Origin of the sequence: Streptomyces spiramyceticus (assembly GCF_028807635.1) — a bacterium.
Lineage (GTDB): Bacteria > Actinomycetota > Actinomycetes > Streptomycetales > Streptomycetaceae > Streptomyces > Streptomyces spiramyceticus.
The window spans coordinates 1,707,290-1,720,873 of sequence record NZ_JARBAX010000002.1 but is presented as its reverse complement, the minus strand read 5'-3'; the positions used below and the strand labels follow the sequence as shown (position 1 = coordinate 1,720,873).

General features: G+C 67.7%; 15 protein-coding genes. 6 read left to right on the top strand and 9 right to left on the bottom strand.

Features of this window, described 5'->3' with window-relative positions; genetic code table 11:
* The first annotated feature begins 423 nt into the window (after positions 1–423).
* Positions 424–822, top strand: a complete 399-nt coding sequence (locus tag PXH83_RS31290; protein ID WP_274564922.1) for a DUF6234 family protein — start codon at positions 424–426, stop codon at positions 820–822.
* A gap of 214 nt (positions 823–1,036) precedes the next feature.
* A complete protein-coding gene (locus PXH83_RS31285) occupies positions 1,037–1,273 on the top strand; it encodes a hypothetical protein (protein WP_274564921.1) in 237 nt (78 codons plus the stop codon).
* 27 nt (positions 1,274–1,300) lie between these two features.
* On the opposite strand, the gene PXH83_RS31280 is transcribed toward PXH83_RS31285, so the two are convergent.
* On the bottom strand, positions 1,301–1,654 hold the full coding sequence (locus tag PXH83_RS31280; protein ID WP_274564919.1) for a hypothetical protein: 354 nt from the start codon (positions 1,652–1,654) through the stop codon (positions 1,301–1,303).
* Positions 1,655–2,015: 361 nt separating this feature from the next.
* Between PXH83_RS31280 and PXH83_RS31275 the strand changes: the two genes are divergently transcribed.
* Positions 2,016–2,399, top strand: coding sequence for a VOC family protein (locus PXH83_RS31275; protein WP_274564917.1), 384 nt, complete (start codon positions 2,016–2,018; stop codon positions 2,397–2,399).
* Between the two features lie 490 nt (positions 2,400–2,889).
* Here PXH83_RS31275 and PXH83_RS31270 read toward each other — a convergent pair whose 3' ends face one another.
* Positions 2,890–3,075 carry a hypothetical protein gene (locus PXH83_RS31270; protein ID WP_274564915.1) on the bottom strand — a complete coding sequence of 62 codons (186 nt, stop codon included), beginning with the start codon at positions 3,073–3,075 and terminating at the stop codon, positions 2,890–2,892.
* 1,060 nt (positions 3,076–4,135) lie between these two features.
* On the opposite strand from PXH83_RS31270, the gene PXH83_RS31265 reads away from it, so the two are divergent.
* On the top strand, positions 4,136–5,386 hold the full coding sequence (locus PXH83_RS31265; RefSeq protein ID WP_274564914.1) for an outer membrane protein assembly factor BamB family protein: 1,251 nt from the start codon (positions 4,136–4,138) through the stop codon (positions 5,384–5,386).
* Between the two features lie 230 nt (positions 5,387–5,616).
* Here PXH83_RS31265 and PXH83_RS31260 read toward each other — a convergent pair whose 3' ends face one another.
* From PXH83_RS31260 to PXH83_RS31245, 4 genes are all read right to left on the bottom strand, one after another.
* Positions 5,617–6,948 (bottom strand): cytochrome P450, encoded by a 1,332-nt coding sequence (locus tag PXH83_RS31260; RefSeq protein WP_274564913.1) that lies wholly within the window; start codon positions 6,946–6,948, stop codon positions 5,617–5,619.
* Between the two features lie 15 nt (positions 6,949–6,963).
* On the bottom strand, positions 6,964–7,221 hold the full coding sequence (locus PXH83_RS31255) for a hypothetical protein (protein WP_274564911.1): 258 nt from the start codon (positions 7,219–7,221) through the stop codon (positions 6,964–6,966).
* 322 nt (positions 7,222–7,543) lie between these two features.
* Complete coding sequence (locus PXH83_RS31250) at positions 7,544–8,116, bottom strand: dihydrofolate reductase family protein (RefSeq protein WP_274564910.1); 573 nt, start codon at positions 8,114–8,116, stop codon at positions 7,544–7,546.
* Between the two features lie 217 nt (positions 8,117–8,333).
* On the bottom strand, positions 8,334–9,071 hold the full coding sequence (locus PXH83_RS31245; protein WP_274564908.1) for a hypothetical protein: 738 nt from the start codon (positions 9,069–9,071) through the stop codon (positions 8,334–8,336).
* A gap of 155 nt (positions 9,072–9,226) precedes the next feature.
* Between PXH83_RS31245 and PXH83_RS31240 the strand changes: the two genes are divergently transcribed.
* Positions 9,227–9,739 (top strand): hypothetical protein, encoded by a 513-nt coding sequence (locus PXH83_RS31240; RefSeq protein ID WP_274564906.1) that lies wholly within the window; start codon positions 9,227–9,229, stop codon positions 9,737–9,739.
* Positions 9,740–10,087: 348 nt separating this feature from the next.
* Here the strand turns inward: PXH83_RS31240 and PXH83_RS31235 are convergent, their stop codons facing one another.
* Both PXH83_RS31235 and PXH83_RS31230 read right to left on the bottom strand, forming a co-directional pair.
* Positions 10,088–10,903, bottom strand: a complete 816-nt coding sequence (locus PXH83_RS31235) for an alpha/beta fold hydrolase (protein WP_274564904.1) — start codon at positions 10,901–10,903, stop codon at positions 10,088–10,090.
* A 155-nt stretch (positions 10,904–11,058) separates the two neighbouring features.
* Positions 11,059–11,736: a DUF4097 family beta strand repeat-containing protein gene (locus PXH83_RS31230; protein ID WP_274564903.1), complete on the bottom strand. Its 678-nt coding sequence runs from the start codon at positions 11,734–11,736 to the stop codon at positions 11,059–11,061.
* A gap of 238 nt (positions 11,737–11,974) precedes the next feature.
* Here PXH83_RS31230 and PXH83_RS32670 point away from each other — a divergent pair, with 238 nt between their 5' ends.
* On the top strand, positions 11,975–12,730 hold the full coding sequence (locus PXH83_RS32670; RefSeq protein ID WP_420803274.1) for a helix-turn-helix domain-containing protein: 756 nt from the start codon (positions 11,975–11,977) through the stop codon (positions 12,728–12,730).
* On the opposite strand, the gene PXH83_RS31215 is transcribed toward PXH83_RS32670, so the two are convergent.
* Positions 12,727–13,275, bottom strand: a complete 549-nt coding sequence (locus PXH83_RS31215) for a hypothetical protein (RefSeq protein ID WP_274564902.1) — start codon at positions 13,273–13,275, stop codon at positions 12,727–12,729. The two genes, PXH83_RS32670 and PXH83_RS31215, sit on opposite strands and share 4 nt — an antisense overlap.
* Between the last annotated feature and the right edge of the window lie 309 nt (positions 13,276–13,584).

Genomic DNA, 13,584 nt, shown 5'->3' with positions numbered 1-13,584 from the left:
GAGGGAAGATCCGTCCCATCCTCCACCACCCGCCGCGACTCAGCGGCTAACGGGCTGACCCGCGATGGATGGGGGTGCTGGCCTGGGGTTTGGCTGGTGTGTGATTCTGAAGGTCGTCGTGCGGACGTGCACGGCTCCGTCCGCCACGCTCAACAAGGGCCTGTGGTACTCGTCACGCCACCGTCATCTACGACACCGAGGGCGGCGGGCAAGGGCGCCCAGGCGTGGAAGCTGACCGGTTCGCCGCTCCTGCACTGACCACCCGCCGGGGTCCTGAGTACTTCTACTCAGGACCCCGGTCCGCTTCTGAGGGACGCTGGACCGATGACCACGCTGCCTCCCCCCAATACCCCTCCGTGGCCAACTCGCCACCCCCGCTATACAGGGGCCAACAATCCTCTGCTGCCGCAACGGCGCAGGTGGTTGCACCCGGCCGCAGACATCGCACTCGCAATCGGCCTCCTCGTGATCGACGTCATCGCCCCCCTCATCGCGTTCCTTTTCGGACTCGACGCGGCTGGATACAAGATGTTCGACCCCGCAGCCGACAACTCGTCCGTCTCCCTCACCCGCCCCTTCGCCTACGTGGCCGTGGTCGGCGGCATCGTCCTGGTCTCCGCGTTCCCTTTGTTCACGGCCCGCGCAATCATCAGCATCGGCGTCCAAGCCCTTGCTGGCCTAGTCCTGGTACTGGTGGCCGCCATCGGAATAGACGACGCAGACCGCAAAGCACACCCACAGCCCGCCCCGACCTCCCCGTCCATCAACCCGGGCGCGCTGTGCCGGTCCGGCGGCGACAACAGCGAATGCGGCGGATCCTGACGTGCTGACCTGCGATTGATGATCTTCGTCACGGGTGAGGACATGGCGGAGGTCGAGCGAGTTGTCTGGGTTGTGATGACCAGTCAGGCCCGTGCGGCCATGTCCAACCTGCCTTCTGCGGCATCTCGGACCAACACCTGGGTGAGTTGGCCGCCGAACTCGGGGCCGCGGTGGGAGGCGCGGTGCGAGTCCGGACGGCACGAACGTCGCGAGGGTGCCCGCCGGCGGGAGGCCGGGGCTGGCCCGAAGTACGGTGTTCATCGCCCGCGGCCAGCTGCTCACCGAGATGGGCTCCGACGACGGCCGCCCGGCCCTGACCGGCCCGGCCGAGGCCGAAGCCCGCCTCGCCGAGTTCGTCCGCCACGCCCCCTACATCCGCCACCGCCTCGAAGAACAGCACCGTGCCATGGGCGCGTTCCTTACCTGTCACGCCCCGGAGTCCACCGAATGAAGCGTGCCCTGCCCGACGCCAACACCGTCAAGGCCGCCATCGACGCCATCGGACGCCATCCTCGACGAAGCGGCCGCCAGCTGACGGCGCCCGACCGACACCGCCGTCGAGCGGCGCCTCGCCATCCCGCACGCCATCTTCCACCGCCACTACGCCGACCTGATCGACTCCCACTTCCGGCCCCGCATCCCCCAGCCCACCGAGGCCACGGCACCGACGGACCGGCCAGAGCCCGACGAAAGAAGAGAGGCGAACCTCAAACGGCTGCGGCAGGAAAACACCGACCTGCGCCGCACCCTCGCCCTGTACGAAGAGGCCATCCGGCAACTGGCTCTCGAAAACGACGCCCTGCGCAACGGCACCACGGTCGATCCTCTCCACTCCCTGAGCCGGACCACCTCGCAATCCCCGCCCTGCCCTGGGGCCAATCGGGGCGCTGAGCGCGGACGGCGGGGCGGCACCTGCACCCGGCCGGCCCTGATCATCCCTGGCGCGGGCGGCGATTAGGTGTCGGCTGAGGGACCGCGGCGAGGACCCTCCTGTATGGACCGACTGCTCGGGCTGCGCCGATCGGAGGTCAGCCCGCTTTGTGGACGGTGGCCGTAGTCCGGTCCGAGCAACCCCGTCGGGCGGTGGAGTTGCTCGTGGGCAAGGTAGCTTCGTCCGGGTCATTGGACGGGTAGCAAGGGATCGTGCCGCTCGGATGGGGCCGATGCCGGGCCGGCGCACCTATCCTCGCTGCATGGCATGCCGAATCAGCGAACTCGTCATCGACGCGGAAGACCCTGGCCGACTGGCCGCATTTTGGTGCGATGTCCTCGGCTACGTCGAGCTGGCTCGAGAAGGTGACGGCAGCATCGAAATCGGCCCGCCCGGCGTCGGACTCGGCGGCGCACAGCCAACCCTCGTCTTCAATGCGGGCCGCAACCCCCGGCTCGGGAAGCTCCCGCTGCACATCGATGTCAACGCCACCGACCGCGACCAGGACGCCGAGCTGGCCAGGTTGCTCGCACTGGGCGCCGTGCCTGTCGACATCGGCCAGACCGGAGAAGAAAGCTGGCATGTCCTGGCCGACCCCGAGGGCAACGAGTTCTGTCTCTTGCGCACGCAGCTGAAGCCCATCTGACGTCCCGCCACATCGAACAAGGTACAGCGGACGGGTGACTCCCGCGGGCGGGGTGAGATTGCCAGCTCGCTGATGGCGACGACGGCGCGGTCCAGACGGTGGGTCTCGTCCGCGGTGAGCTTGGCCAGCTGGTCAGCGGGGGCTCAACCATGATGAACCGGGCGCCACGGGCACGGGGCACGAGGCACGAGGCACGAGGCACGAGGCGAGATCCTGACAGGCACTCCGGGCGGTATGCAGCGCGCGTACGGGCGGGCGGTGTCAGTGGGACCTTCTAGAGTCGGCACCGCGACGCGGGCGCGTTGCACGATCAAGGGGAAGGGTCGCAACCGGCCTGGCCCCCAGAGCCTCAGCGCCGCGCCCTGCAAGCGAGCCCTCCATAAACCACACCAAGGTGAGACACGCACCTTCTCATGGGCCCGGGCGGGAAGCGGCTCCAGCACCGGACGCAGCACCACTAGAGCTCCCCTCCGTCAGTCCTTCTGCCCTCTCAGGCGTCCGGGTGCGCTTCGGTCTTCACCGACCACGAGTCGCCCGTACAGCCGGACGGCAGCGGCGGGAAGCGGTGCCCCTTCACGTCCGTACTCCAGTGATGGGCTTCCCCGCAGTCACACTCGTAGATCCCGCTGGCGGGCACGATCTCGCCCGGATGCCACGACGTCTTCTCCTCGCTCATGACTTCTGTCTACGACGCCGTCCATCGGTCCGCGACCCGGGTACGCCGTACGGCCTCCACCGCCCACCCCCGGCACCACCGACCCAGTCCTCATTTCCCCGCGACTGCCGCGGGGAAAGACACCTCATGCAGCCAAGCCGTCAAGCGGGGAACGGTCCCGGCGAAATCGAGTACTCGATACGGACACATCCCTGCGAGGCTGCGCGCGTGACTGAGACAACCCCTTTACGACGCCGACCGTGCCCGCTTCTCCCGCCAGGCGCTGGCACGCCTGGTCCTCTGCGACCACGCCGTGGACGTCACTGACAGCGCGAGCGGCCTTGTGGCCACCCGCCACGACCCTGACACCGGTCCCGGGGGCCGGGTAAGCCAAGCGTTCCAGCTCATCGAATTCGCCGAACGCGCGCTGGCCTCAACCGTGATCTACGAACGGGAGCGAGGCGGCTCCTGGGCAGAGATCGCTCAGCACCTGGGAACGATCCAGCGGAAGCGGAAGAGCGCTTCGCCGCAGACCTCGACGGCTGGAACACCGCTTTCGACGTCCCTTACCGACTGCACGGCACCGGCCGCAAGCGCATACCCCAGCTGCCCACGGCGGCGTACGACCCCTCATGGGCCTGCACCCACCTCGACCGCTGGGCCTACCTCCAGCGCCTCGGTATCGACGACGAGCACGCCGTGAGTTCCGGTCTGGTCATGGCCGCACCGGACGAACAACCTTCCCAGGACAACCCGTAGCAGCGTGAATAATCACGCTTCACGACGCGCCCGCCCTCGCCGTGCCCTTTGATCAGCTCAACGACCGGAGGCCCACCGTTGCCCTCGATACATGACCTCGTGACCTGGGAGCCCGTGCTGCGGCTCCTGCGGCCTCCAATGCGGAAAGCCTTGCCGCCCCGGGCGGCTACGTGGCGGGACGCATCGGCCCGCACTCGTGCGTAGCGCCTCCGGCCCGTCGCGCACGCAAGGTTTCTACGATGTCTATCCGGGACAAAGACGAGTCGGGCTGCGAAGTCCACGTTATGCAGCTGTGGTTGGCACGCCCAGGAGGATGCGGAAGATGTGGGGACGAGTACTCCTGAGGGCAGCAGCGGCCACCGCAGCATGCTCCTTGGCCGCCTGTGGCGGTGGCCAGACGCCGGTCGAGGGGAAGGCACCGTACGGCACTTCATCGGGCTCCACTACGGGCACCAGCGGGACGCAGCCGCAGGGCCCGCCCCAGGACTTCGAGCCGGAAGCCATCGCATCGATCGACATGCCCTGGGCCCTGATGGAGCACTTCGACAGCCTCGCCGACACCGTGACTCTCGGCGACCATCTGGCATACACCTACAACGACGAGGAGGACGTCGGCGTCACCGCCTACCGGCTTGACACCGGGGAGATCGCCTGGCACGCATCCGTGCAAGACGGCGACTCCTTTGGGGTCATGCCGCGTAAACATGCGCCGCGCATGGCGGGCACTGCTGTGGTCGGGGCCTTCGCCACGAGCAAGGATGGTGAAGGAACCTCCGCGGGACACGAAGCCATCAAGGTCGTTGCACTCGACGCGGCCACAGGCAGCCAGTTGTGGGCACGCGAGTTCGCCAAGGACGACGACACCTGGGCGGGCACCCCTCGGGTCGTCGGGGCGGACGGCCGAAGAGTACTCGTGTCGGTGTCCGAGGAGGGCTACTCAGAAAAACCAGCCATGAGCGTCCTGCTCGATGCGCAGACCGGCCGGGAGATCTGGACGGACCGGGACCTCGACGGCATCGATCTGGAGAAGACAGTGGTCGTCGGTACACGCGACGACGGCGAATTCGTGGGCAAGTCGACCTCGGACGGCCGTCAATTGTGGAAGCGGCCGATGATCACCGGCGAGGCGCTGACGGCGGATCCGGGTCCCGGGCTGACCCTGGCGAACGGGATAGGGGCAGGCGACAGCCTGCTTCTCGACCCGGTCACGGGGAAGACCAGTCTGGACATGAAAGATGGGGCACGCAACTGCCGCTACGACGGCTGGACCACGACCCTCTGCTCCGGTACCGATGGAACCGGTTCCGCGACTGTCACGGCCGTGGACGTGCGAACCGCACGCGTGCTGTGGCGCCTGCCGGACGAAGCTGCGAACCGTGTCGCGCCGGAGGTGACCTCGGCGTGGCACGGCCTGGTCTACGCCGAAGCCAACGGTCCCATGACTCTCGCCGCCCGCACGGGCAAGGACCTCCGCACGGACATCGGCCTCGCCCCATCCATGGTCAACGACCGGTACGGGCTGGTGTACGACCCTCTCAGGAGGATCACCGACGTCTACCGCGCGAGGGATTGAGCCGCAGACGCCAGCGAGCCTCAGCTCCTCCTGGCCGCACAAATGGATCGGTAGGCTACTGAGCGTCGTGGACGCGGCGGCTCGTGACGTGGAAAGCCTCAGTGCGCATCGAGCGCGCATTCCAGCATTCCCACAGGCACCAATGCGCATCGAGTCACGGACTCTGCACGGGTTCTGGAATCCGCAACTCCGTTGTCAGTGAAGGCGGACCGTTCCCAGCGTTGCCCGCTTCAGGTGAGTGGCGGTGCCAAGGTTGCGGGGGTGGGGCCGTCGGGGCGGACGGTGATGCCGTACACCGCCTTCGTGGGGGTGGAGCAGAAGGCCAGGGTGTGGACCGGCAGCAGATGTTCGAGCAGGACGGTCGATTCGCGGAGCGCGAATTGCAGACCGAGGCAGGCGCGGGGACCGATACCGAAGGGGAAGTAGCCGCCCGGGTGGGGAGGTCGGCCGTCCGGGGTGATGAAGCGCCGGGGTTCGAAGTGCTCTGGGTCTGACCACAGTTCGGGATCGCGGTGCGTGAGGTACGGGCAGATCAGCATGTCGGTGCCCGCCTCGACGGCGTAGCCGGCAAGCGTGTCGTCCTCGGTGGCGTGGCGGGGCAGGATCCAGGCGGACGGGTAGAGCCGGAGCGTCTCGTGGACCAGAGCCTGGATGGCCTGGCGACGTTGCGCCGATCCTTCGCCGCCGACGGCGAGAGCTTGTTCGCGGGCGGCGGGGTACCGGTCGAGGAGCAGGTAGAGCCAGGTCAGGGTGGTGGCGGTGGTCTCGTGCCCGGCCACGAGCAACGTGACCAACTCGTCGCGGATCAGCCGGTCGGTGTACTCGGGGCGCTCGGTGGCGGCGTCGATCAGGACGTGCAGCAGGCCCGGGCCGTCGGGGCCGGCCGCCCCACTGCGGGCGGCCTCGATGGCGTGCCGGGCGACCGCGTCGATCCGGGCGAGATCGGCGGCAACGGCGTCCTGGGCGTCGGTGACATCCGCGGGCAGAGTCGGAAGGGCGGCCGCCACCGCTGCCACGGCGGCCAGTTCGCGCTCGGTCCCGTCATCGAGGGGGTGCCCGGTAAGAGAGCGCCAAATGGCGTCCAGGGCGAAGCGGCGCATCTCCCGCCCGACATCGAGGGTCTGCCCGGTACGGGCGTACCCGCCCCAGCGCCCGGCGGTGGTCCGGGCGGCCTCAGTGATCCGCTGTTCGTAGCGACGCATCCCGATGCCGGTGAACTGGGACTGCAACAAGCGGCGTTGCCGCTTCCACGCCGCACCGGTGGCGGAGAGGACGCCGTCGCCGATCAGCACACGGGCGCGGTGGGAGCGCTTGACGTACCGCTCCGGGTGCTGGGCGAGTACGTGCTGGACCGCCTGCGGGTCGGTGACGAGAACGGTGGGGGCCGGCCCGAGGCGGAAAGCGACGATGCCGCCGAACCGCTCGCGCACCTGGGACAGCAGCTCGACCAGTTCGCCTCCTCCCGAGCGCCACCGGTCCACGAGTCCAGGCTCGGCTTCGGGGACCGGCCGCCCCGTTCCAGGAACGTACGGAAGGGAGCCGAGACTGGCTTCGGTGTCCATGTTTCCTTCTCCTGGTCAACCGCTGGGCTTGGCCGTAAGGAGCGTCGGCACCACGGACTGTACGGGAGCGGGCACGTCCGGTGACAGTCCGCCTCGGCACGGCTCCTCCGCGGACGTGGCCCGGATCCCGCCGCCCTGCGCCGCGCAGCCGGACCCGGGCGCAGAGGCGGTGGCGGAGGCGGCGGTCAGCTGCCAGGAGCTGAAGGTGTCGAAGCCGTAACCAGGCTGCTGCGCGTACCTCCTCCAGCCGACACACTGGATGACCGCCTTCACGACCGCAGACTCCGACGGCGGGCATTCCCTTCCGCTTGGTCTCCTCGAACTGCTCCGAGCCCCGCGAGCGCACCGGTCAATCCTCCACACAACCGGTCAACCCCGGTTGGTGAAACCAGGGATCGCGAAGACGCATGGCTATCTCACTTGCTGTCACCAACTCGGTCACCCGCTACGAAAAGACCGCGACCATCTATCTGGCCGGGCTCCACATCGCGGGCATCGTCCTCTGGTCAGCCGGTGATCCAACGCCCGCGGAGCAGGTCCTTCCGACGAGTGCCACGTCCGGGAACGCGACGGCTGGGCGAGTGCGGGAGCCTTGTCAGCGGACGACGTCGAAGACGTTCTTCTGCAGGCCGTTGGCGTAGACCTCGTGCTCGACAAGCTTCAGCTTCTGGGTGTCCTTGTCCGTGGCGCTGAACAGACGCTTGCCCGCGCCGAGCAGAAGCGGGAAGACGAGCAGGTGGTAACGGTCGATCAGGCCGGCGTCCGAGAGGCTCTGGTTCAGGGCGGCGCTGCCGTGGACGATGATCGGGCCACCCTCGGTCTCCTTCAATGCGGCGACCTCGTCGAGCGAGCGCAGGATCGTGGTCTCGCCCCAGTTCGAAACCAGGTCGTCCTCGGTGAGGGTGGTGGACACGACGTACTTCGGCATCATCTTGTAGTCGGCGAAATCCTCCATGTCCGGCCACACCGGGCTGAACGCCTCGTAGCTGACCCGGCCCATCAACATCGCGGCGGCTTCCTTCTGCTCCCGGCCCTTGATGTCGAACGCCTCGGGGAGGAACTCTACGTCCTTGAAGGTCCACCCAGAGTTCCGGTAATCGGGCTCGCCGCCCGGGGCCTCCACGACGCCGTCGAGGGAGATGAAGGCGGTGCTGATCAGGGTACGCATCAAAGGTTCCTCTGTGTCTCGTGTCTGATTCTCAGCAGATTCGGTCGGTGCACGCTTCGACCACACTCGCGGCTGCAGCGCACCAACCATGATCTCTGACTGCTGATCACGGCAAAACTCATCGGCCGCCGCCCGCCCCTTCCGCGCCCGACCGCGAGACCTACCAGCACGCCCGTCGCGGCGGCAACGGCCGTCGTCGGATGAGAGCGACACAGCCTCAGCCGCGGACGAGGCTGCCCAGTTCCTTGTGGCCCACTCCCGGTGCGCTCAGCGCCAGCCAGCCGTGGCCGCGTATCTGGGTGTCGGCGCCGATCCGGGTGGGGTCCACTGACAGATGGCGGCAGGCAGTGGTGGCGTCCGCTGTGCCCTCGTTGGGCGCGGCCTCGTCATGCTCTGCGTCGAAGTCCTCGTCGTCGACGCGCAGGTCTTCCCACGGCAGTGGCTCACCGACCCACTCGGGATCGTCCTCGCGCGTGTACCGGCGCCGGATGCGTCCCTGCTCGGCGACCACCCAGACGTTCGATCCACCCGCTTCGTCCTCGAAGAACATCTGGGCTTCGCCGCACTGGGCGCTCAACCGTTCCACCATGCTCATCCACTCGTCCCAGTCGACGCCGATCGCGCTCTCCAGGTTCCCGATGATCAGCCGCCAGCCGTCGAGTTCCGGCGTGACGAACACCGGAACCGCTCCTGGCCTGTGCGGCAACCGCACCACGTCCGCCCCTTCGCTGAGCGTCACAGGGAACCGGTCGTGCAGGTCCAAAGCCGTGAACAGGCCCTCGTAGCGCTCGCCTGGCACCGCGTACCACCAGCTGTCCGAGAGAACCGGGGAGGGCTTCTCGTAGCAGGACTTGAGAAGAGCCCGACGTGCCAGCAGCAGCCTGTCGCGCTCGCTCAGACGGTCGGTGAACCCGGATTCCAGCAAGGCATCAAGCCTGTTCTCGATCATGATCATGATCATGAGCATAGGGCGAGATCCGAACGCCCGATTTCGGTCGGCGGGGCTGATCTTGCCGGGCTCGGCCGGATGGCCGGACCGGGGCGCCTCTGAGACGGTGGAGAGAGATTGGGAGCACTGCACCGCAGGGGATAGACGGTAGGAGGCATCCCATGCGATTCGCACCCTTGACCGGCCTGTTGGCCGTGTTGTTCACCGTCGTCGCATTCCTGCTGATCGGAGACACGCCATCCGTCGACGCTCCCGCCGACGAGGTCAGAACCTTCTACGCGGACCACGAGGCCCAAGGGCTGTGGTCGCTGTTCCTGCTCGTCGTTGCCGGAGCGTTGTTCGTCTTCTTCGCCGCCTTCTTGGCACGGGCCCTGCACCAGAGCCCCGTGGGAAACGGCTGGCTGCATCACGTGATTGTCGCGGGCGGCGTCCTGATCGCCGCGGGATTCTGGGTGGGCTCCAGCATTGCCCTGGCCCTGGTGGACCTCGCCGACGAGGCCGCTGCCGGCAACGACACGCTTCAGGCACTCCACGCACTCAGTGAGGACTTCTTCATCCCCTTTGTCGCCGGTGTGGCCGTGATGCTGCTGGCCGCCGGACTGACCGTCGTACGTGCCGCCGTCAGCCCCTGCCACGCTGGCTGGGCTGGGTCGCTGTCGCCATCGGCGTGCTGACCTTCGTGCCCTGGGTGGGACCCTTCGCTTTCATGCTCGCGGGGCTGTGGATCATCACGGCGAGTGTCCTGCTGGCTCTCCGTCCGCAGACCGCGAAGCCGACAAGTACGACAACTCCAACCCCGAGTGTCTGACGCAGATCCACTCCGCCGCTGGGGTTCGGGCGGCGGACCCGGAGCCAGCGCTGCAGCGCGGCGTGGTGGCCCGGCGCAGCGGGTAGACCTCGTCCGTCCCGCGCGAAGGACCGCGGCCCCTGCGCGACCCGGACGCGGTCGAGCTGGACGATGATGACGATGATGACGATGGTGGCGAGGAAGTGCAGTTGTCGTCCGTCCGCTGGTCGTGTCTTCAGCGCCCCCCGCGGTCGAGGGCGGCGACCTCGCGTACGGACTCGGCGATGGCCGGGAAGTCGTTCTTGAGGATCGCACCGTGGTTGCTGGCGACCTTCGCGCCGATCTGGATGTTCGGGTTGCGGGCGGTCACCGCATCGAGGCTGGTGCGTATTCGTTCCTGCTCATCACCGCGGCTTCCGAAGGACGTCCCCGAAGCGACCACATACCGCACCGGGACGGTGATGCTGTCCAGCACTGGGCCCAGCTCGCGCTCGCGGGAGAGCCTGCCGAGCTCGATGTTGCTGTTCGCCTGCTGTTCGGCGGTCATCCGCGGGGCCAGGCCCGTCGGGCGCAGCAGCGGCAGGAACCAGCTCATCCGCCGGAACAGCTTCCGGATCCGCTGCTCCATGGCCTCGTCGAGCCAGTCGTACGGGAACGCGCCGTCGACCAGGACCGCGCCCAAGGCACGCTCCGGATTCCGGCCGGCCCAGTGCGCCCCGACGAACGCCCCGTAGGACCAGCCCACCACCAGCGCCCGGTCCACACCCCTGGCCGCGAGAACGGCATCGACGTCCCGGACGGCTGCCTCGAAGGAATAGTCCGCCGAACGCTTCGATTTGCCGCGGGCCCGCTCGTCGTAGGTGATGTGCCGCCACCCCGTCCCCAGTTCAGCGATGACCCGCCGCCAGTACCCCTGAGTGGCGAACTGGCCATTGAGGTAGACCACAGGGATACCGGGACCGCCGGTGTCGGTGACGGCCAGGGCCGTATCGTCAACCGGCACCATGCCGGTCCACTTCGAAATGGTCGAGGAAGTGCTGTTCTTCGTCATTTGTTCCCCCTGGTCGCGTTAGGCGTCATGTACGACTTCTCCTGGCCCTGCACGTGGATCGCAGGGCCCCTCGGGACGGACGGCCGCTTCCTCGGCGACGACCGAAAGGATCTCGATCGCGGTGGGCCCGGCCGGATAGTCCTGGTTCTGCTCCTTTAGAGGCTGCGGCAGAGGCTGCGGGCGGTGATGTCGCCGTGGGAGGTGGTGGCGCGGATGTCGAGTTCGGCGGTGCCATCGTTCTTGAGGGCGTTGCTGACGCGGCCGTAGTCGGTGCCGGCGTCCAGGGCGGCCGAGACGCCGGCGGCGGCGGCGACCGAAATGTCGCCGGACTGGGTGCGGAGTACGACCGTGCCGCGCACGGCCTCGGTGATCCGGATGTCGCCCCTTGCGGTGCTGATCTCCGCGGGGCCGTTGAGCCGGCCGACCTCGACGTCGCCGTCGATCGCGGTGAGGCGGACGCTCGCGGCCTCGTCGATCTTGATGTGGCGGTACGCACCTTCGAAGGCGACGTCGCCGAGGCGTCCGACTCCGCGGAGCTCGGCGCCGGCGGCCTTGGCCTCGATGCGGGAGCCGGCGGGCAGCTGGACGGTGACCTCCAGGGATCCGGAGGGGCCGAAGAGCTGATTGTTGGGGGTCGAGGCCGTGATCCGCAGGACGCCGTCGGCGTAGGCGACGGTGGTCTGCTCAGCGGTCTTGGTGTCGCGACTCTTGGAGGGGTTGGCGGGCAGGACCTCGACGGTGGTGTCGGCGCGGTCTGCGGCGATGAACTGGATGCGTCCGGCGGGGATGTCCAGGACGGCGGAGATCGGGGCGGGGGTGTCGAACTTCTGCATCGTGCTCTCCCGTGCTCGCTCGTTGTTTCTTACACCGGAAACGCTACGTTGCTTTCCAGAACTCGACAACATATCTGTTGCGCAGAATTGGCATATGCGCAGGTAGAGACCGAGAAACTATTGCAACGACCTTGAGGGTAACGCAACGACAACTGCTCTGATCATTGCAATGGATGAGAAGTGAACGCTATAGTGGGGGGATCAGGGACCGCCACGAAGGATCACCAAGGAGATCGCGATGCCGGGAGGCAGGCTCACCCAGCAGGACCGCCAGCAGATCGCGCTGGGGCTGGCCGACAGCCTCCCCTACGCCGAGATCGCCCGACGCCTCGACCGTCCGACCTCGACGATCACGCGTGAGGTGATGCGCAACGGCGGCCCCACCGCCTACCGCGCCGACCTGGCCCACCGCGCCACCGAACGCCGCGCCCACCGGCGCAGGCCCGCCACTTCCCGAGGGCCGGAGTCAGTCCCTCAGCCGCACGGACGCGACGCCGAGGCCGTCGCCGAGTACGAGGAGACGTTCACCACCGTCCTCATGGCTTCGGGCCTGACCAAGATGACGGCCCGGGTGCTGACCTGCCTGTTCACCACCGACGCGGGCAGCCTCACCGCGTCCCAACTCGCCCAGCGCCTCCAGGTCAGCCCGGCGTCCATCTCCAAAGCGATCGCCTTCCTGGAGAGCCAGAGCCTCGTCCGCCGAGAACGCGATGAACGCCGCCGCGACCGCTACGTCGTCGACGACGAACTCTTCTACCAGGCAACGATCGCCAGCGCCCGGTCCAACGACCAGCTCGTCGAAACCGCACGCCAAGGCGTCGCCATCCTCGGCCCCCACACCCCCGCCGCCACCCGCCTGGAGAACATCGCCCGCTTCCTCGACTTCATCAGCGAAAGCATCACCCGCGCCGCCGAACAGGCCCGCGAAGTCCTCCACACGAAACCCGAAACAACCTCAAACGACACCGCCCAGCCAAGTCCAGACCATGGCTAGAAAGCCGCCTCGATCGTCACAGCCATGAGACGAAGCCAGCTGCGTCCTCGGGGCTCCAGCAGGGCCCATTCGGCGTCCGTCATGTCCGAGGGACAGCGGCGTCGGCGCATCGCGAGGGTGGGTCCTGGCCTGCTGGTTGGGGGTGCCGGCCAGAAGCCGGTCCTTCCGGTCGTCGTGCGGGTCCCGGAATCAGGGTCTTCGAGGCCGCCGTCTCCAAGCTGGCCTCGACCGCTTTGATCTGCGTGCTCAGGTAGTTCGCTCACCGGCTCGAAGGACAACAGAGCCAGATGCGGCGCCAGCGTGCCGGTGATCATCCCGCCGGAAGGCGGTGAGCTTCTCCCTGTCCAGATGCGCTCCCACTCTTCGAGCTCTTCCTCGCTCGCGCAGAAGTGATAGCCGTCGGCCCTCGTCCAGATCAGCGGGGGCCAGCCCCGCTCCCCGCACAGATCCCGCATGGCGGTCAGACCGCTGCAGGTCTGGTACTCGCTCAGCTCGCATGCGCCCATCAGGCGTCTGAGAGGCAGCGCCGAGGAGGCTGCCTCCATCAGCGCGATGCGGATCGGTTCGGCGTGATGCTCCGCGGCACGGCATGCCTGCCTGGGGTGAGCTTGCCCAAGTGAGTTTTGTCCGGGCGATCATGGTGATCGCCCGGACAAATGATCTATGCAGACAAGGTCACGTGCGGCGGAAAGTTTCCACGGGCAGGCCGGGCGCCAGAGGCGGACGACAAGCTCGCTGCCCTCGACAGCTGTGAGCACAGCCTCATGGAGATCGCGGCGGAAGGCGTGGAAGTCTCCTGGCGGTTCTTCGCCAGTCGTGTAGATCTTCTTCTCCTCAGGGTCCGTCACCTCGAA

Coding starts and splice junctions, on each gene's coding strand:
- PXH83_RS31265 (WP_274564914.1), top strand. CDS start 4,136: ATGTGGGGACGAGTACTCCTGAGGGCAGCAGCGGCCACCGCAGCATGC.
- PXH83_RS31235 (WP_274564904.1), bottom strand. CDS start 10,903: ATGACGAAGAACAGCACTTCCTCGACCATTTCGAAGTGGACCGGCATG.
- PXH83_RS32670 (WP_420803274.1), top strand. CDS start 11,975: ATGCCGGGAGGCAGGCTCACCCAGCAGGACCGCCAGCAGATCGCGCTG.
- PXH83_RS31245 (WP_274564908.1), bottom strand. CDS start 9,071: ATGATCATGATCGAGAACAGGCTTGATGCCTTGCTGGAATCCGGGTTC.
- PXH83_RS31275 (WP_274564917.1), top strand. CDS start 2,016: ATGGCATGCCGAATCAGCGAACTCGTCATCGACGCGGAAGACCCTGGC.
- PXH83_RS31230 (WP_274564903.1), bottom strand. CDS start 11,736: ATGCAGAAGTTCGACACCCCCGCCCCGATCTCCGCCGTCCTGGACATC.
- PXH83_RS31215 (WP_274564902.1), bottom strand. CDS start 13,275: ATGGAGGCAGCCTCCTCGGCGCTGCCTCTCAGACGCCTGATGGGCGCA.
- PXH83_RS31270 (WP_274564915.1), bottom strand. CDS start 3,075: ATGAGCGAGGAGAAGACGTCGTGGCATCCGGGCGAGATCGTGCCCGCC.
- PXH83_RS31260 (WP_274564913.1), bottom strand. CDS start 6,948: ATGGACACCGAAGCCAGTCTCGGCTCCCTTCCGTACGTTCCTGGAACG.
- PXH83_RS31250 (WP_274564910.1), bottom strand. CDS start 8,116: ATGCGTACCCTGATCAGCACCGCCTTCATCTCCCTCGACGGCGTCGTG.
- PXH83_RS31240 (WP_274564906.1), top strand. CDS start 9,227: ATGCGATTCGCACCCTTGACCGGCCTGTTGGCCGTGTTGTTCACCGTC.